The organism is Gymnodinialimonas sp., from assembly GCF_059726805.1.
The window spans coordinates 1,822,683-1,840,120 of record NZ_AP041059.1; the positions used below are offsets into that span (position 1 = coordinate 1,822,683).

The 17,438-nt window shown below is 54.6% G+C and carries 12 protein-coding genes; 6 read left to right on the forward strand and 6 right to left on the reverse strand.

Annotated features, from left to right (window positions below):
* Window positions 1–8: 8 nt before the first annotated feature.
* From gspD to AC6I9R_RS09045, 4 genes are read right to left on the reverse strand one after another with little or no spacing between them, the layout of a single operon-like run.
* On the reverse strand, window positions 9–1,997 hold the full coding sequence (gene gspD / locus AC6I9R_RS09030; RefSeq protein ID WP_497863096.1) for a type II secretion system secretin GspD: 1,989 nt from the start codon (window positions 1,995–1,997) through the stop codon (window positions 9–11).
* Window positions 1,972–2,526 (reverse strand): hypothetical protein, encoded by a 555-nt coding sequence (locus AC6I9R_RS09035; protein ID WP_461425242.1) that lies wholly within the window; start codon window positions 2,524–2,526, stop codon window positions 1,972–1,974. Before AC6I9R_RS09035 ends, gspD begins: the two co-directional genes overlap by 26 nt.
* On the reverse strand, window positions 2,523–3,077 hold the full coding sequence (locus tag AC6I9R_RS09040) for a hypothetical protein (protein ID WP_461425243.1): 555 nt from the start codon (window positions 3,075–3,077) through the stop codon (window positions 2,523–2,525). The genes AC6I9R_RS09035 and AC6I9R_RS09040 overlap by 4 nt, the downstream gene beginning before the upstream one ends.
* Window positions 3,074–4,069 (reverse strand): hypothetical protein, encoded by a 996-nt coding sequence (locus tag AC6I9R_RS09045; RefSeq protein WP_461425244.1) that lies wholly within the window; start codon window positions 4,067–4,069, stop codon window positions 3,074–3,076. The genes AC6I9R_RS09040 and AC6I9R_RS09045 overlap by 4 nt, the downstream gene beginning before the upstream one ends.
* Before the next feature lie 90 nt (window positions 4,070–4,159).
* Between AC6I9R_RS09045 and AC6I9R_RS09050 the strand changes: the two genes are divergently transcribed.
* The 4 genes from AC6I9R_RS09050 (at window position 4,160) to AC6I9R_RS09065 (ending at window position 13,244) form a co-directional block, all read left to right on the forward strand.
* On the forward strand, window positions 4,160–5,620 hold the full coding sequence (locus AC6I9R_RS09050) for a GspE/PulE family protein (RefSeq protein WP_461425245.1): 1,461 nt from the start codon (window positions 4,160–4,162) through the stop codon (window positions 5,618–5,620).
* Between the two features lie 396 nt (window positions 5,621–6,016).
* The gene (locus AC6I9R_RS09055; protein ID WP_461425246.1) at window positions 6,017–12,310 is read left to right on the forward strand and encodes an RHS repeat-associated core domain-containing protein; all 6,294 of its coding nucleotides are present in this window, start codon (window positions 6,017–6,019) and stop codon (window positions 12,308–12,310) included.
* On the forward strand, window positions 12,304–12,909 hold the full coding sequence (locus tag AC6I9R_RS09060; protein WP_461425247.1) for a hypothetical protein: 606 nt from the start codon (window positions 12,304–12,306) through the stop codon (window positions 12,907–12,909). The genes AC6I9R_RS09055 and AC6I9R_RS09060 overlap by 7 nt, the downstream gene beginning before the upstream one ends.
* A 77-nt stretch (window positions 12,910–12,986) precedes the next feature.
* A complete protein-coding gene (locus AC6I9R_RS09065) occupies window positions 12,987–13,244 on the forward strand; it encodes a hypothetical protein (RefSeq protein ID WP_461425248.1) in 258 nt (85 codons plus the stop codon).
* On the opposite strand, the gene AC6I9R_RS09070 is transcribed toward AC6I9R_RS09065, so the two are convergent.
* Both AC6I9R_RS09070 and AC6I9R_RS09075 read right to left on the reverse strand, forming a co-directional pair.
* On the reverse strand, window positions 13,150–14,652 hold the full coding sequence (locus AC6I9R_RS09070; RefSeq protein ID WP_461425249.1) for a recombinase family protein: 1,503 nt from the start codon (window positions 14,650–14,652) through the stop codon (window positions 13,150–13,152). The two genes, AC6I9R_RS09065 and AC6I9R_RS09070, sit on opposite strands and share 95 nt — an antisense overlap.
* A 186-nt stretch (window positions 14,653–14,838) precedes the next feature.
* Entirely contained in the window at window positions 14,839–15,999 is a 1,161-nt protein-coding gene (locus tag AC6I9R_RS09075) for a type IV secretory system conjugative DNA transfer family protein (protein ID WP_461425250.1), read from the reverse strand.
* Window positions 16,000–16,177: 178 nt separating this feature from the next.
* Between AC6I9R_RS09075 and AC6I9R_RS09080 the strand changes: the two genes are divergently transcribed.
* Together AC6I9R_RS09080 and AC6I9R_RS09085 are read left to right on the forward strand one after the other, a co-directional pair.
* A complete protein-coding gene (locus AC6I9R_RS09080; RefSeq protein ID WP_461425251.1) occupies window positions 16,178–16,708 on the forward strand; it encodes a DUF3768 domain-containing protein in 531 nt (176 codons plus the stop codon).
* 380 nt (window positions 16,709–17,088) lie between these two features.
* Window positions 17,089–17,436: a helix-turn-helix transcriptional regulator gene (locus AC6I9R_RS09085; RefSeq protein WP_461425252.1), complete on the forward strand. Its 348-nt coding sequence runs from the start codon at window positions 17,089–17,091 to the stop codon at window positions 17,434–17,436.
* Window positions 17,437–17,438 lie beyond the last annotated feature (2 nt).

The following is a 17,438-nucleotide window of genomic DNA, read 5'->3' on the forward strand; positions in this document are numbered from 1 at the left end:
CGTTTGCTCTATTCGATGATACGGTGTCCGACAGTTTGAGTGTCGAGACCATCAAGGACCAACTGATTTGCACCGGGGATTTGTAGCCTGAACTCTTCCGTGATCTGCCGCGCATCTTCATCGTTTCGGATTATCCTCGGCGTAATCAAGATCAAAAGCTCGGTACGCGCCACGCGGTCATCACGGTTTCTGAATAAGGCGCCCAAGACTGGAATGTCGCCGACGATTGGAACCTGAGTGTTGCGCTGGTTGCCGCTCTCTTGGATCAATCCCGCAAGCGCAATTGTGTTTCCGTGCGTGATTACGACGCTCGTCTCAATGCGACGTTGAGAAATAGTTGGGCTATCGATCCCTGATGTTGTTGTACTTGCTACGCTGCTGACCTCTTGTTCGATATCCAACAGAACTGTCCCAGCATCTGACACCCGGGGTCGAACGTTAAGGATAATTCCTGTGTCCCTGAATGAAATAGTATTGATGATCGGTGCATCAGAATCGGCTGCATCAACGACCTGTTGGGTCGCAATCGGAACCTGGTCGCCAATTTGAAGCTGAGCACGCTCATTGTCCAATACTAGGATGCTGGGGGACGAGATGATCTCTACGTCGGTAATGGAAGACAACGCATTCAGAGCCACGCTTGCGGATACACCCTGAAATGAGAAGGAGAGGCCAGGGAAATTCGGACCTGTGGAGCCGGAGGATACGTCTGAGAAAGCACCGCTATAGTTGCCCTGCTCAAAGAACCAGCGAAGACCAAAGTTTAGCTCATCATTGAGTGTAATCTCAGCGATCGTGGTTTCCAAGAGCACTTGTACTGGCTGGGTATCCAATGAGTGAATGAGGCGGGCGAAGGCCTCCTGTTCATTTGAATTGCCCCAAACAACAATGGAATTGTTTGCTTCGTCTGCGGCGATGCGGGTACTTCCATCAGTCGGCCCCTCAGATTCACCGCCTTCAATCATTGACGATAATACTTGAACCATCTCCGTAGCGCTTCTGTGTTGCAGCGCATACACGACTGGCCTACGCGAAACACTTCCAGCCGCTCGATCCAGATTGTTGATCCATTGCTCCGCTTCGACAAGATAGCTGGAGCGGGACGTTATGACGATTACCGCCCCTAAATTTGTCGATGGAATGAAAGTAACGACATTTTCCAGACTGCCAGTATCGCCAGCATCGAAGACGGCGTTAAGCTCATCGACGACGTCTTCCGGCGATGCGGCGTCGAGGGGGAACACGCCGACGGACCGTCCTTGCATGATATCGATATCGAAGACACTCACAGCCTCAATCGCGGCGTTTAACTCAGAACGCGTTCCCGAAATCATGAGAACGTTTCGGTCCTCTACGGAAATGAGCTGGAGCGAGGGGCCCATAATTGGTTCCAAGAGCCGTATCATCTCCTCTGTGCCGATGTATTGAAGTGGCACCGCAACAATCCGCGACCCAGGCGCGCCTCCATCAACCAACCGCGAAATCTGGCCAGGAACTCTCGATGAAGGAACGATTGAGACAACGTCATTGCGAACCTCCAAGGCTGCACCGTTCAAAGCGAGCACGGACTGGAAGACTTCTAGCAGCGCCGTCTCCGATAGAGGTCGTGAAGTCTGCAAGGTTACCTCACCAGACACCTCCGGAGATACCACAAAGGTTCGCTCAAGCGCCTGTCCAAGCACAGCCTCTGCCGCTTGTGCGATCGGTACGCCAACCAGATTTAGTGAGAACGAGCCGTTCGAACTTGTTTCAATAAGAGGGCCGCGTTCCCGGTCGTCCAAGTTGAGGAATTGATCTGTGCCCGTTCGACGGGTTTCGCCCGATCTGCCATTAAACACTGAGAACAAGCGGCTCTGGCTTACAATACCATCCCCGGATGCTTCTCGACCTCCTTGGTAAATGCTACCAGTCCCATCCGATTGAGTGCTTCCGCACGCGGTTAGCGCAAGTCCCAAGACTAGAAAACAAGGCCTAGTCATTTCTGTCAAATATTGCATACGTACTCTGCCTGTCTTCAAATTCGAGTACGATTTCGTCACGCTCGATTTCGACGAGCTCCCATTGCTCAACGAAGCCTCCACGCGAAACCCACTCTGCCTCATGATTCGGGCGCTCAATTAATGCATGAGCCCCATTTTCCTCAATCATGACGCCAAGGACAGTAATCTCAAGGGGTTCAATTTCTGGAATGACAATTTCTGTTTGCACTGTTGCGGGTTGGACGGCTTCTTCAATGATTTCTGGGACTGGATCCACCTCATTTTCAACAGTCGGCTCCATTGGGCGCCTACTACTCGAAAACAAAGGTCGCGCTAGAATTGCTTCTGGATTGCCGCCTCGAACGCGCAGAATCTCCACCGCCACTTGGGTTTCGACGCCAGCAGTGTCCCTGCTGTCGCTATCGCCTCCTGTCGTCGCCGCAGGGGTGCCAATCGTGTTGCCCTCTACAGCATCTTGCGAGAACTGAACCGCGGCACCGAGTAAAACAGCCCAAAGCAGGACACTCGACCAAGATGTTAGCCTCATTCCTGAACCCCCTCCAATCGGAACGGGACGCCGATTTCATATTGAAGCAGGACCCTCGGAAAACGTTCTTCGGAAGCGGTGTTTGGTACGTGGCGCAACGCGCTGTGGCGCAAAACGATCGGAACGTCACTTTGCTCAATTTCAATCAGCATGTTGAGCACATCATCAAACGGGGCTTCCACTTCGAGGCGGGCCAATGCCAAATCAATACCGTTCCAAGAGGTTACGCCTTGATCACTCAGCGATCGAAGTGACACGCCACTTGAAATGGCGGCCTCGGTCAGTCTTTCCTGCAGCAATCCAAATGCATCGCTTGGACGCATTGAGGGAACATCTCGATGCGGCACCTCTTCATTGGGCTGATCCTGAAGGGCGAACTCGGTCTGACGGATTCGGGTGTTGATTGCTTCGAGTTCTCGAGCGGCCTGTGCGTAGTTCTCGGCAATGTCTTGCCGCCAATTCCAGAACGACGCCGTTGCGACGGCGAGCACGGCGACACTAACTACCAATAGTGCTATCAAGCCGAAAAAACGTCTTGCGCGGCGCGTCATAGTACAAGCGTAATTGATAGGGAGAGGTCAAATCTCACGCGACCTTGAGGAAGGGTTGCGATCGGACCCACTATTCGGACGTCCGAGAATTGTGTAAGGTCCCCTAACATCAATGCCAACGCTGGCGCTGCCGTGCGACTTGTTAAGCTTGCCACTATTCTTTCATCGCGCATCTCCAGACCAGTGACCCAAACCTCGTCAGGAAGAGCTTCTGTGAGCGCTTCTAACGCGGCTGACAGCATGAGTTGTTGTGCGAGCGCCGTACGGAGAGCCTCTTCTGACTGCACCGTCGCCAATCGGTCGTCTAACTCCACCCGTAAGGTGACAGCCCTTGTCGTGCGTTCAGAAATCTGCGTTCTCAACTGAATTGTCGCTGACTGCACAGAGAGGACCGGCGACGCTTGTGACCATACGAGACTTGCGATCGCACAGGCGGCGAGTAAGCAGTTCAGAAGCGGTACCCTTTTTGCCCAAGGGGAAACCACCTTAGGAAAATCAACAAGAGGCTGGTGGGTTTCCACTTTTGAGATCAGCATTCTCCTAACTATGAAACCCTGATCGGATAGGGTCTTTACCAATTGATCAACCAACTCTCGCTTGATGACCCATTGTGTGACCTCCACGTTGTTTTTTCCCAACTGAGGAGCTTCATGTGCCCAAAAGGCAGTCATTTCAGAGAACGGGGTTTTTTGCAGAAGATCAAGCTGAGCTGCATTGTCCACGTCTGCCCTTCTAAGTCGAGGCAGCGTTAGATTACGGCGAAGCAGCATTTCTGAAGGAATGACGACTTCCACTAGGGTTGTTCCACGCTTGGCGCTGCTAGTGCCCGCCGAGGGGACTGGACCAGAACGCAATTTGCTGCGTCTATTGCTTTCATTCTGAGCCGGATACACGTGCAGCGGACGAACCAAAGTGCGGCCTGTAACCACCGATGCTAGCAGTCGCAGAAAGCCAACTTTGCCGAGTTCTGTTCGAACTGAAAAATCGCTCAATTGGGCACACCTAGGATGACGAAGACTTTATGCGCTAGTCCTTCGCTGATAATGGCAAAGCTGGTGACAATCTAGATTGATGGCGCGCAAATGACACCAATACCAATTCTGGATGAGAGCAAGCTAATTGAGAGTATGAAGGCTGTGGGTCTTGCACAACAACCTGACCTAGAGCGGGCCTTAGAGGCTGGTCGCGCGGCAGGCACTGGGATCGTGCAATCGCTCCTCCAACTGGGCATTGTCCCCGAGGATGCCTTGTTTGAGTGCCTTTCTGAGCAGGTAGGTGTGCCTTTACTGAACGTTTCTCAATTCGATGTGTCTCTCCCGAGTGATCTTGGCCTCGAGGCCGAGTTTGTAAAACGCACCGGCGTTTTTCCTGCTTCTAGGTTGGAAGATCGGGTCGTTGTTGCCGCCAGTAGGCTGGATTGCAGGAGTGAGGTCGATGCGGTCGCTTACGCTTCCGGCATGCAACTTGAGTTTGCACTGGCGACTCCGACTACCATCGCGAATGCTCTGACGCGGTTAAGCTCGTATCAAAACTCATCTGCAACTGTGAACTTGGCCACCGCGGACGTTGCGCAGCTTGAGTCTCTGGCAAACCAGGGACCGATCATCATCCTCGTAAACGAGATATTTAGAAATGCGGTTCTAGCCACCGCGTCAGATGTCCACGTGGAAACAACGGAACTCGGCGGGCGAATAAGGTTTAGATGTCATGGCCGGATGTCTGTCCATCGTTCTCTGACTGATCAAGAGACAATGGCGGTTGTTTCTCGGATCAAGGTGCTTGCAAATCTGAACATCTCCGAGAAGCGAAAATCGCAAGATGGGCGGGCGAAAATCGTTGTTCGGGGCAGCCCATTGGATCTCAGAATTGCCTGTCTGCCCACACAATTTGGCGAGAGTATCGTTGTTCGACTCTTGGATCAAAGACAGCTGAAGCTGGACTGGAACGCGTTGGGGTTCGAAGCTCAAACGTCGGAGAAAATACGTAGCATTGTGTCACGTCCCAGTGGATTATTCTTGGTTGCAGGGCCTACCGGCAGTGGGAAGACGACAACGCTATATACTGCATTGGCGGGTCTAAACGCTGAAACGCGTAAGATCGTTACTGTAGAAGATCCCATCGAGTACAGCCTTTCCGGCATTAACCAAGTCCCAGTGGATAGTGACTATTCGCTGGGTTTTTCAGAGGCTCTTCGCGCGATCCTCAGACAGGACCCCGACGTCATCATGATCGGAGAAATCAGGGACGAAGAAACGGCGGCAATTGCGGTTCGCGCAGCTTTGGTTGGTCGCATGGTACTATCGACAATACACACCAATGACGGCCCCTCTACTGTCAGTCGCCTTCTAGACCTTGGTGTTGAACGGTATTTGCTTCGAGACACTCTCAAAGCAGTGCTTTCACAAAGGCTTCAGCCTATCGAATGTTCAGAGTGTGGCGCAGCAGGATGTGACGCCTGCAATTCGAGTGGCTTTGTTGGCCGTAGGGTTGTTGCTAATCTCATGCTCACGGAAGCAGATCCAACGGTTTTTGATCGCATTTGAGCTCTATTTTGAGCCACATCGTCTCGTTGCGAAGAAGTTGATTTTACCGGCTTACAATGCGGTTGGGAAAATAAATGAAGACGGTTCGGCGAATTTTTGGGCTGCTCAACGTGCGCGGGCAAAGAAAATTCAAAATACTGCCCCGGTCTAAAGTGAGGTGAATTCACCATATTTCCTTGGATGAACCCATATTTTCGTAAGAAAGCCGCTTCCAGTTCAGTGAGGCCGAACTGGTATACACCTTAAATTCAGGTGGAACGACGTTCAGATTTTTGTCAGCCTCAACTTAGAGATTCGTCGTTACTTTGGCAAACTGAGGGTTTTCTTTTGCGTGGTTCTGTTTTTGGTGTGGCTATTTTGGCCGCCTCTATATTGTCTAGCTTTTCTGGTCCAACCATGGCTCAGGAAGCGATCCCCACAATCGACATCCCCGAGTTTGAAGCCCCGGACGATGTGCAATCCGACGGATCTTTCCGATACAGCATCGCGTTGGACTTGCCCGAATTCCGTGGCTTGGTTCCGTCAATTTCCGCCTCCTACAATTCGTCTTTTCGAGGGCGAGGCGCGCCAGATGTTTGGATGGGTTCTGGGTGGCGACTAGGCGGCTTTTCTTCCATCGAACGCGTCACTGAAGGCGGCGGCCTCGCAAGCTTTGATGATGCTCGAGACATTTATCGTTTGGATGGCACGGAGCTGCTGGCGTGTTCGGACGCGGCCGCAACGAATCCTTGGCCAACTGGCGACACGTATGGTCCCCGTTTCCGAACAAATGTGGAAAGCGCCAGCTGCTCTGCTGGTGGAAACCTCACGCCTTTGATCGATGACTATCGGCGCATCGAGCACCAAACGGTATCGTTCGGTGGCATCTCAGTCCCGTATTTTGTCGTTACCAACACTCGCGGGATCCAATACCGTTACGACAGCATTGGTTTTCTCGCGCAGGAAGCGACTGGCACGCCAAATCACGACGCGCTCTTTGAGCGGGTCTTTCTTTTGTCCTCCATCGAAGACACGCAGCAGACGCCGAACGTCGTGCAAATTGCATACGACTTTACGCCACTGTCTGAGGGTCGGGCCTATCGCCCATCGGAGATTACCTACGCTGGCTACGAGGTTGCGTTCCACTACGAGGAATTGCCCGAACCCATGGCAACCTATGCCAATGGCGTCCAAGGCTTCATGGGGGTCGTGCGTCATCGGTTGTTTGCGGTGACCGTCGAAGACACCATCGCTGCGAATGGCGAGATCCGAGCCTACGAATTCTCATATGACGAGACGCCAACGATCGGGGCGCATTTATTGAGTGAGATCCGGCAGATCGGCACAGACTATTCCGTTGTCAGCGCGTCCGCATCTGTCACAGGTAGCGCGCTTCCATCCCTGTTAAGCAATGTCGTCTATCAGTCCGACGCGCCGTCTTTCTCTGAACAGACTTACACAGGCCTCCACTTCCATAGCCAGGTTTTGGATTTTGACATCGACCAAGATGGTCGGACTGAATTATTGTTCACTGGAGTGCTTCCAAACGGCCTTCCGGGGGTCGGTGGCGATGTCGGACCAAACGGGGTGCCTGAAACGGACGCCTATTTGCACTTGGTAGCTGATGAACCGCCCTTGTTTACGTCCCAAATAGCCTTCAACCCAAGTCGAAACGTGGTCGCTTTAACGGGAGTTTGGTCTGCGCTTCTTTCTGGTTTTGGAAGTGATTTCGATGCCTCGCAGGGCTGTCCGTCCGGCACGACGCGATCGCTCCATGGATTGACTGGCTATGTGCCAAGCGAACAATCAGTCTTTGTTGCAATTCGCGAGCAGACGTCTACGGGGATTTATTCGGACGGCAACTGCAATGTGGTTCAAGGCACCCCGACGGTTGAGTATAGCGATCTAGACGGCTCCACCGTTGAACCGTTGGATGACCTTATCCCGCGGCTTCAGTTTTCCAATGTGGATTCTGACCCGGATCCGGAAGCGATTGCCCTCAATGTAATTGCTGAGCTCTCGTCACTTCCCAATTTGGCAGATGTAACTGATGACGCCGGACCGAATTCATTCGGTCCTGGCGTCTGGGCACATCAAGGAAGCTTCCCGACAAACTTGCACTCTATACCAAGTGGTGGAGACGGCTTCGGAGCTGCGAGCATAGTTGACTTGAATGGTGACGGGCGCAGCGAGTTCCTTTTTGGGCCGAGAGCTTTTTGGGACGGGCATCAATGGTGTGTATATCGCTTCGTCGGTCAAACAACAGTTTCGTGCGATTACCTCACTTTCGACTATACCGGCGGCGTTGTACGGCAACCGGGTTTAGATGCACATCGGCACTACAGCTTCGGCGACTTTAACGGCGACGGCGCGCAGGATCTCTTGATGCTTTCGGCGCATGGCGACGATCCTCGCCAAGTGCATATCGCCTATGGCTGGGGGTTTGGGTTTGACGATAGGCAACTTATCCTTGACACACCGCAGCTTTCGCAACTCACGTCGGATCTCCAGCCCGGTGGCGACAACGGTGGTTCGCTACTACAACTCGAACACGCGGAAGTCGTTGACCTTAATGCGGACGGCCTCAGTGATTTGATCCTGACCGCATCTCTCGACCCGTCGGGACCATGTCCTGGCCCGTACTACGAGACCACGGGTCCAGAAGATGAGTGCACGCCAGTTCCTAACCTGGCTGTCGTAGCTGACCAATATGCGCCCGTGTCTTACGTTTTTCTGTCGACTGGCGACGGCTTTATCGAAGTCTCGGACACTGCTTACCCATCTCTAACGGGCATCGTCGCTTTGGGGGATTTCGACGGTGACGGTTTAGACGATGTTGCTTTGAGAGATCGAGACGGGCGCATCGCATGGAACGACGGCGCAATTCCGCATCTGTTGACCGAGTTTGACACCTCCGGCGGCGGACGTATTGAAGTCGCCTATACGCCGTCTACCGCACTTGAGAACGTCGGCAACAACTTCCCCAGCGTGCTGCAAGTTGTCAGTGCGATCACGCGCCATGATGGACGCGGACAGTCCCGGGAAACGACGTACAGCTATGTGCAAGGCGAATACGACTATGAATATCGTCGACCACTAGGTTTCCAGACCATCACGGCGCATCTTCCGGCCATTGCTGGCGAAACAGATGGCCCGATGATCGTTACCACCTATCGTAATGACGCACTCCGGGAAAGGGGTCTCGTTCAATCACAAACGATGATCCATGGCGGACAGACCTGGCGGCAAACGATCAATGATTGGGAGGTCCGTGCAGATGGCGATCTGCCGATGCGCCGAACCTTGTCCGAGGAGCGTTCCCGTCTGCTCTATGGAACGGAACTCGTGGAAACCACCACTCAGTTCTCCGACTACACTCTTTTTGGAAACCCGATCCTAACGATTGAGCTTGGGTTTACACAGAACGGAACAGATCTCGATACAGCCGACAACCATTCCACGCATACGATGTATACGCCGCCCAATCTAACTGCGTATATTGTTGATCTGCCGATAGAAGTTTCCCGATTGGAGGGCATCGGCACGAATCCACTCAACCCTTCACAACGATTAGAACGCCACGGATATCTTTATGAGGGAAGCGTGGCTCTCAATGACGTACCTTCGTCGACGAATCTTGCGGTAGTCTACTTCCAGGCGTTGAATCAAGCCGGGCAATCCAACTTCCGCATTGAAACAACGCTGACATACGACGTCCATGGGAATGTGCTGACAGAAGCTGACCCACTCGGAAACACGTCCACATTCACTTACGATACTGTCCGCAACTTGTTCCGGAACTCAGAGCTCAACGCATTGGGGCACCAAGCGACAGGCACATGGAATACCCTGTGCCAAGCTCCTGCCACTACAACCGATGTAAACGGCAACACGACCAGCTACACCTATGACGTCTTCTGCCGAGAAGCGCGCATAGATCACCCCAACGGCCATTGGGAACAGACGTCCTGGCTCAATTGGGGGGATCCAACGGCGCAATTCGTCGAGCGAAGCGCGCTTTCTGCAGGCACGTTGAATTCGAACGATACATCCGTCGCACGGGAGTACGTGGATGGGTTGGGCCAAGTCTATCGCTCCTCAAGCTCTGTCCGCTACGAAGTGGGACATCATCACGCCGTAGTTCAACGTGAGTTTGACGAACGCGGACAATTGGTCTGGGAGAGCATTCCCAGGCGCTGGCGGACGTCCTCCGATGCAAACTGGGTCGTTCTGCAAAACGAGCGCAATGAGTTCGTACACGATCCTCTCGGGCGTATGATCACGACACTGATGGCGGGCGGCGGCACTGCCACCAGTGAATACACCACTGCGGACGTCTCCGGTGTCTCGTACCCCTCCTTGATTGCCAGAGACCCCCATTGCTTTGATGGCGTCTCCGCCAACCTGTGTGGCGAAGTGCGCCTAGTTAGCGACGCGCGCGGCAACACCATAGTGAGGGAAATGACGGACGTAGGTTCGACGGACGTCGGAGCTACGGGAACGCTGCGCACAACCGAATACGACTATGATCTACGAAATCGCCTGGTTGGTGTCGTCGATCCCATCGGGGCGAGTTGGACCTACACCTATGATGGGTTCGGAAATCGCACGCAGGCTTCAGACCCGGGGCTGGGAACATGGACAATGTCTTACGATGCCGCGGACAACCTGGTCCTGCAAACGGATGCGCTCGGCCAAACGATTGCATTTGAGTACGACGATCTGAACCGGATAACGCGCCGGACAGTGACCGGCACTCAAGCGACATACATCACGACGTACACGTATGATCAGCCTGGAACAGGTGAGCATAACGTCGGTCACCTTACTCAGATCACCAACCCTGATCACACGATCCGACGGGGCCATGACCAAGCGGGCAACGTAACGCGCGAAGAGCACACGTTCCTCGGTCGCACCTACAGCCTTGGCGCAACCTACACCCCAGCCGGTCCGGTTTTGCAGCGTACCTTGCCACTGAACCCTGGCAGCACCATCGCGACCGCTATCGGTATTCATGAATACGACTCGGCCAACAATTTGAGAGCAATCGCAGGGTACTTGGACTTCGCCGACTACGACTATTCGGGCCGATTGACCCAGTTGCGGTTCGACAATCTCGCGCGCTACAGGCTCATCTACACCGGCCCAGACCAATTCCTGCGCCGGGTCACCGTGCGCGGCACCACGAACCAAGAGCTGCACCAGCTGATCTACGACCGAACGCTCGCAGGACGCGTGTCTCGGATCACCTCGCCTTATGACGTCGCCTACAACCACGACTATGTCTACGACTACGCAGGACGGCTTATGTCCGCCACGCCTGTCAACGGCAACACCGGTCTCACCCGGGCGTTCAGCTACGATGCGGGCGGCAGCATGGTGTTCAACTCCGCTGTCGGCACCTACCAATATGGGCCACCGACAGGCCCGCACCCCCATGCGCCGACCAGCGTGGCCGGTGACGCACTGACCTATGACGCCAACGGCAACATGACCGTCGGCCCGCCGATTGCGCCCGGTTTCAATGGCCGTGCCATCACCTATGATGGTGAAAACCGCCCGCTCACCGTTAACCACGGCGGGGCGATCACCGAATACACCTATGCTGCTGACGGATCGCGCCTCCTGCGGGAGGATGACCAGGGCCGGATCACCGCAACCTTCGGCCCGGTGGAGATCCGCAACTTCGGTCGCCCGGATGAGGCGGTGCTCACCTACGTCCACCCCGACATCCGCGTAACCAACGGGGCGTCCTACGACCTGCTCATGCGCGACCAACTCGGCTCGGTTTTCGCCGTGATGAACGAGGCGGGCGCATTGATCGAGGAACGGACCTACGCGCCGTTCGGGGAGATCACGTCCCAAACCGGAGCTGCCTCGCCCGAGGAGACCTACGGCTTCATCGGAGAGCGCTACGACGCCGACGTCGGCCTGCAATACCTCAACGCGCGCTACTACGACCCGCGGCTCGGGATCTTCATCCAGCCGGATTGGTTTGAGGTAACGATGCCGGGAGTGGGGACCAATCGGTACAGCTATAGCTTCAATGACCCGGTCAATCTGAGGGACCCGAACGGAAATTTCGTCGATTGGATCGTGGCCGTCAACATGGCCGTTGTCATGGATGGTGAGTTGAGTCCGTCGGCGGTCATGGCAAGGCACCGTCAGCTTACTGATGGCGCTGCGGCGATATTGCTGCCCGATGTCCAGGAATTGACAAATGGCGAATGGACAGTAAACGATGCAATCGAAATTGTCGGACTCATCCCTCCGCTGCGCGCTGTTCGTTGGGGAGCCGACGGCCTGTCCATGATGCGTAGAGGTGCTACGGGAACGATATCATCATTGCCCACTTCAGCTCAGACACAGAATCTTCGAACTAATATGCTGCGGGCAGGAATGCGATTTAACCCAAGCGAAGAGGCGCATCACATTGTCGCTATTAATTCACCACGTGCTGCGCGCACCAGAGAGCTATTGGATGAGGCTGGCGTGGACATAAACAGCCCTGCAAATGGCGTCGCACTTCCAGGAACAAGGAATGCTCCGAATCCGAACGGCAGCACCATTCATCGAGGGGAAGACATTCACTCTGACGCCTACTACAGGTACATTGAAGATGAACTAGGTAGTGTACCGGCGAATGAACGCGCTGCCCGACTACGCACTATCGCTGATGAATTGGTTCGTGGAGAAAGAAATTGGTAGGTTCGAAGAAGTTTTTCGATCTCGGGTATCCAAGTCTCACCAATGGCTGGGTTGCCACTTTGGGTCCAAGTCAGGAACTGAAATTTGACCCGCATACGGGGAAAGAAGACTTCACTGACCAGCGGCGCGTCGGCCAGTTCATTGAGACCTGGCGACCGGGGCAAGAGTGGCTGCCTCAGCCGATTTGTTTGCATTTTGAGGACCTAGGGCGAAAGCTCAGAAGAGCAGACCGCATTTTCCACAATGGTGTGGGCCCGTTTATTTCTGAGGAAGCGGTTTCAGTTATGCGCCCTTTGCTTGAGCGGGAAGGTCATGTCTTGCCGCTTAAGGTGATTAACAGCTGTGAGAATTTCTATCTATGGTGGGTACCGTGGGTTGAAAACAGTGTTGATCTGGGCCTGTCCCAGAAATTTCCCAACGGAAGAAGTGTGAAGCAATACGCGTTCAATGAATCAAAGGTTGTCGGTCTAACCGCATTCCGACCTCACTATGAAGAAATGTACAACCCTGATGCTCAAGGAAAGGTTTTGGTGAGTGAAGAATTCAAGCAGGAGTGGTTAAGTGCGGGCTTGACAGGAATTGAGTTCAAGCCGACCTAATCACTCAGGTACTGTTTCTATTTTCACCATAAACTCTGGCATACCAACGGCGCTATAAAGATTATCGTCATTACCTTATGCGATCTGAGGCGGTGCTGACCTACACCCACCCCGACATCCGCGTGACCAACGGCGCGTCCTTCGACCTGCTCATGCGCGACCAACTCGGCTCGGTCTTCGCCGTGATGAACGAGGCAGGCGCGCTGATCGAGGAGCGGACCTACGCGCCCTTCGGCGAGATCACCTCCCAAACCGGCGCGGTCTTGTGCGAGGAGACGTTCGGGTACTCCCCCCGAGGAGAGTTGCAGGTACTTTGTGACCAGAGGTCAGGCTAGCAGGCGTCGAACTTGATCCGACAGGATCTTTAACCCAACCGGCCTCCTTGAGCATGCAACTTCCGGACTGCGTCTCTACTGCTTCGAATAATTGTCTAAGCAACCGTCGCTTCTGGCTCGATGTTGCAGACCCATACAGCTGGGGCAGCGAGCACACAAACGTGACCAACTCAGCAAGTGACCCTTGGCGCTTCTTCAACTCCCCCAGTGCTTTGCGTTCTTCGTCGATGCGCGTCAGGTCAAGTTTGAGCTGCCCCTTGCGCATCTGATATTCAGCGTCGTTGATGTTCCCATCCACGAACAGATCGGTCAGCCTAGACTGCCGGGTCTGGATCTCTGCCGCCCTAAGATTGAGCGAAGACCGCATGGCATCCTGATCCGCAAAAAGGTCGCGAGAAGCTAGCTTTCGGCGGAAGGTTTCAATCTGAACGTCCGTCCAACGGATACGCGAGACCGCAGCACTTGCCGCTGCTTCTAGAACATCCTCGCGATAGCTCTTCTCTGGGCAGCCTTTGGTGTGGCAACGGTAGTAGATATGGGCTTTCTGCCGTTCACCGGTCAAGATGCGCCCGCAAGCGCTGCAATTGATCAGGTTGCGAAACAGGTAACTATGCTTGGTCGCTTTCTTTGTGCTCTTGCTGGCTTTGATCTTCTGGACCTTCTGGAAGGTCGCAACGGTGATAAGCGGCTTGTGCGCGCCGTCGAACACGCCACGGCTGCACTTAAGCTGGCCGCAGTAATATGGATTGCGAAGGATCTGCTCAACGTTCCGACGCACCAGAGGCTGGTTGTAGTATCCGGTAAGGCCGCGTTCACGCATCACATCGGTGAGAGACGTAATGGAGTAATCTCCGGTCAGGTAGCGGTCGAAGACTTCCTTCACGAGTGGCGATTTGATCGGGCAGAATTTCTTGAGCTTACCTTCGCCGGTATCAACATACCCAAGCGGAGCTCGCCAAGGCCAATAGCCTTGCTTTAGCCGTTGGTTCTGTCCCTTTTGCACCTCGATGCTAAGGTTGCGGCTGTAATCTGCGGCTAGCACCATCTGGATGTCCGCCATGAGGCGTCCACTGCGGCTCTCAAAGTCGATATTGTCTCCGGCGCAGAACACTTTGATACCTCGATCAGCCAATTCGCTGATGGCGGCCCAGTCCGTGAAGTTGCGGGCTGATCGATCCCAGCGATGCACGATGACCCCCTGGGCTTTGCCAGCCTCTAATTTGCGCATCATGCCGTCGAAAATCGGTCGTCCTCGTTTGGAGGCCGTTTCAAGCTCTTCAAACCAATCGGTGATCACCAATCCCTGCTGACTCGCAAAACCCGTGATTGCATCTTTCTGGGCCTCAAGAGACGCGCCGTCTCCCTGTTTCAAGGTTGAGACCCGAACGTAGCCGAAGCATTGGGTCATGATTGGTTTGCGGTGTCCTCGGACTCTACCAAATCCTCAGAATTATGCGAATCCGGCCACGGCCACTTCCCCTCCTCCAGGAGAGTGCGGTGGATCTCCAAGCAGAGGTCTAGGAATTGATCGAGTGGGTCGCGATTTGCCATCACACTATGATACGCATCTGTATTTTTCTGCCTAGCAGCCACGCTATGTTCCAGACCGATACGGTGGATACATAGATGCCGAAAACGGCTTCAGCCGCTCGCCCTGAGCCATCAGCCGAACCACGGACCGATGGTTGGGTTGGTTTTGCAAGCTATGAGCCGAGAACGGCGGCAATAGCCGCTCAAACATCGCAGCATCATTGGCCCCAACCCGAAACACCACCATGCTCCCCACGTTCCCGAGCACTGCATCTCGCACCTCCACATCGGTCTGAGACAGATGCTGGTGCGCCAGGATCAGGCCAAGCCCATATTTCCGTGCCTCAGACAGCAACCCCGCAAAGGACTTGGTCGTGAAGTTGTGGAATTCGTCCACGTAGAGGAAGAAAGGACGCCTGGCAGGCGCTGGCAGCCCATGTCGGGTGAAGGCCGCGTGCATCACGGTACTGGTGATCAGCCCACCGAGAACGTTTGAGACATCCGCGCCCAGTCGCCCCTTTGCGAGGTTCACGATGACGATTTGGCCAGTATCCATGATCGACCGAAACCGCAGCGGCTCCAACGGCTCACACAGCGCGCGCCGCACTGCCGGTTGTGCCAAAAAAGCCCCGAGCTTGTTAGCAATCGGCGAGACCCCGTCTGCACTGTTTTGGTAGTTCATTGCCGGAAACTCATACTTCCAGAAAGCCCGTACCTGATCGTCAGTGATGGCGTCGATCACCTGTCGCCGGAACCCTTTGAACACGAAGAGCTTCATGATGTCCCTGAGATCGGCTGAGGGTTGTTCTAGGAGGGCTAGAACGGCGTGGCGCAGTAGATGCTCCATGCGCGCGCCCCAGGCATCGGGCCATTGTTTTTTCAGTGTCTCAATGAGACCGGAGGCGACCAGAGGCCGGTAGGCTTCTGAGACACGCTTCAGCGGATTGTATCCGTGGGGACAGGCTGGGTCCGCAACATCCCAGTAGATGTGTGGCTGGTTCAGATTGAGGTGCAGGTCTTCGGCCAGATCACCGTGAGGGTCGATCAAGCAAAAGCCCCGACCATGCTGCGCGTCTTGATGGGCAAGGTTGTATAACAGCGTGGATTTTCCGGTGCCGGTTTGCCCAATGGCATACAGATGAATCAGCCGATCCCGTTGCAATATGCCGAACGGCGTTGGTTCGGCGTAGCGTTTGTATGCGAGGCCCAGAATGGAGGGAGACATGCTGCCATTCTCTGGTGCTTTGCAGCTTTGAGCTAGCAGGCCGCGTATCGCTCCTGCCGATACCGTGCCTGCTTTTCCAATCCAGGCAGCAGAGAGACAATCAGATCAAACCATCTCGCATCGCCCTTCGTGAAGAGCGTGAGATGTCCTTGCGTTCTTGACCGGAAGGAGATGTCTGATGAGTGTTCTTTGTGAAGAGATTGAAGGCGATATTGGATCGGTGCCCCGTTGCCAGAGTTGTGGTTCCAAGCGCGTGGTGAAAGACGCCTGGGCGTGCTGGAACCCCGCGTTCGGGATCTGGGAACTGGAAAAGGTCCATGATCAAACGTACTGCCAACAATGCGAGGCTGCAGCCACGCTAGTTTGGTCCAAGCCAGAGGTTCCGCAGAATGGCCGTATTCGGGAGCTCAACGATGCGTTTCGGCGGGATGGCCAAGGCAATGGCTCCGTCATGCTCACCGTTGGCATCCAAGGCGAAGGCCAAGAATTCTTGGAAGCCAGCGTGGCAGCCGTACAGGCCTTCGAAGCGTTCAGCGAAGACAACGATCCCTGGGGCGAGCATGACTTCGGCGCAGTCGAGGTCTCGGGCGAGAAAGTCTTTTGGAAAATAGACTACTATGACCCGGACCTGCAAGCTGGCAGCGAAAACCCAGCCAATGACGCCGTGACCCACCGTGTCCTCACCATCATGTTAGCCTCAGAGTACTAATATCGGTCATGCCGATACGCCGCCTGCTAGTCAGGCGGCGTTTTTCGTCTTCGAGTGGGGCTCCGGTGTAAGAAATTGGGTTCCAAAAACGTCTCAACTCATATGGCTTCGGTAGCCAATTCCCGATACTCCAAGGGCGGTTTTGATCACCTCATGATCTTGGCTACTCAATCTGAAACTGTATTCCAGAGACGAACACCTGTGCTGAGGATGTTCGTCTGTTGCCGGAACCGTAAGGGTTCCGGTCTACGCGCACCCGCAGCACACGTTCCTGTGCAACGGCAGGCAGTCACGGTATCGAACAGCCCGATATCGTGCCTGCTACGCCCCAAGCGGCAAGCGCCCTAGACTGAACTCGTATCAGTTTAAGACACAAAAGTATGACGAAACAATTTGCCCATGACCTGCGCCTGGCACGGCGTAAGGCCGGGTACACACAAGGAGACGTGGCGCATCTGTTGGCCTGCCAGCAATCCGGCGTCTCAGATCTCGAGCATGGGAAAGCCAGTCCCACGTTGGAGCAGATCGTTGAGCTATCTCTAATCTATGGCCGCTCGTTCGAGAGCTTCTTTGAGGAGTTGATGACCGCGCGCCAGAAGAGCTTGAAGCGACGGCTGAAGCGCTTGCCAGATATTGGCAAACAAACTGCCCACACCTTTAACCGCGAGGGCTCACTTGAGCGCCTGAAGCAGCGCCTAGATCAAACACCCGCTTATGGCAGCTCTTAGAA

Coding starts and splice junctions, on each gene's coding strand:
- gspD (WP_497863096.1), bottom strand. CDS start 1,997: ATGCAATATTTGACAGAAATGACTAGGCCTTGTTTTCTAGTCTTGGGA.
- AC6I9R_RS09035 (WP_461425242.1), bottom strand. CDS start 2,526: ATGAGGCTAACATCTTGGTCGAGTGTCCTGCTTTGGGCTGTTTTACTC.
- AC6I9R_RS09040 (WP_461425243.1), bottom strand. CDS start 3,077: ATGACGCGCCGCGCAAGACGTTTTTTCGGCTTGATAGCACTATTGGTA.
- AC6I9R_RS09050 (WP_461425245.1), top strand. CDS start 4,160: ATGACACCAATACCAATTCTGGATGAGAGCAAGCTAATTGAGAGTATG.
- AC6I9R_RS09055 (WP_461425246.1), top strand. CDS start 6,017: ATGGCTCAGGAAGCGATCCCCACAATCGACATCCCCGAGTTTGAAGCC.
- AC6I9R_RS09065 (WP_461425248.1), top strand. CDS start 12,987: ATGCGATCTGAGGCGGTGCTGACCTACACCCACCCCGACATCCGCGTG.
- AC6I9R_RS09070 (WP_461425249.1), bottom strand. CDS start 14,652: ATGACCCAATGCTTCGGCTACGTTCGGGTCTCAACCTTGAAACAGGGA.
- AC6I9R_RS09075 (WP_461425250.1), bottom strand. CDS start 15,999: ATGTCTCCCTCCATTCTGGGCCTCGCATACAAACGCTACGCCGAACCA.
- AC6I9R_RS09080 (WP_461425251.1), top strand. CDS start 16,178: ATGAGTGTTCTTTGTGAAGAGATTGAAGGCGATATTGGATCGGTGCCC.
- AC6I9R_RS09085 (WP_461425252.1), top strand. CDS start 17,089: ATGACGAAACAATTTGCCCATGACCTGCGCCTGGCACGGCGTAAGGCC.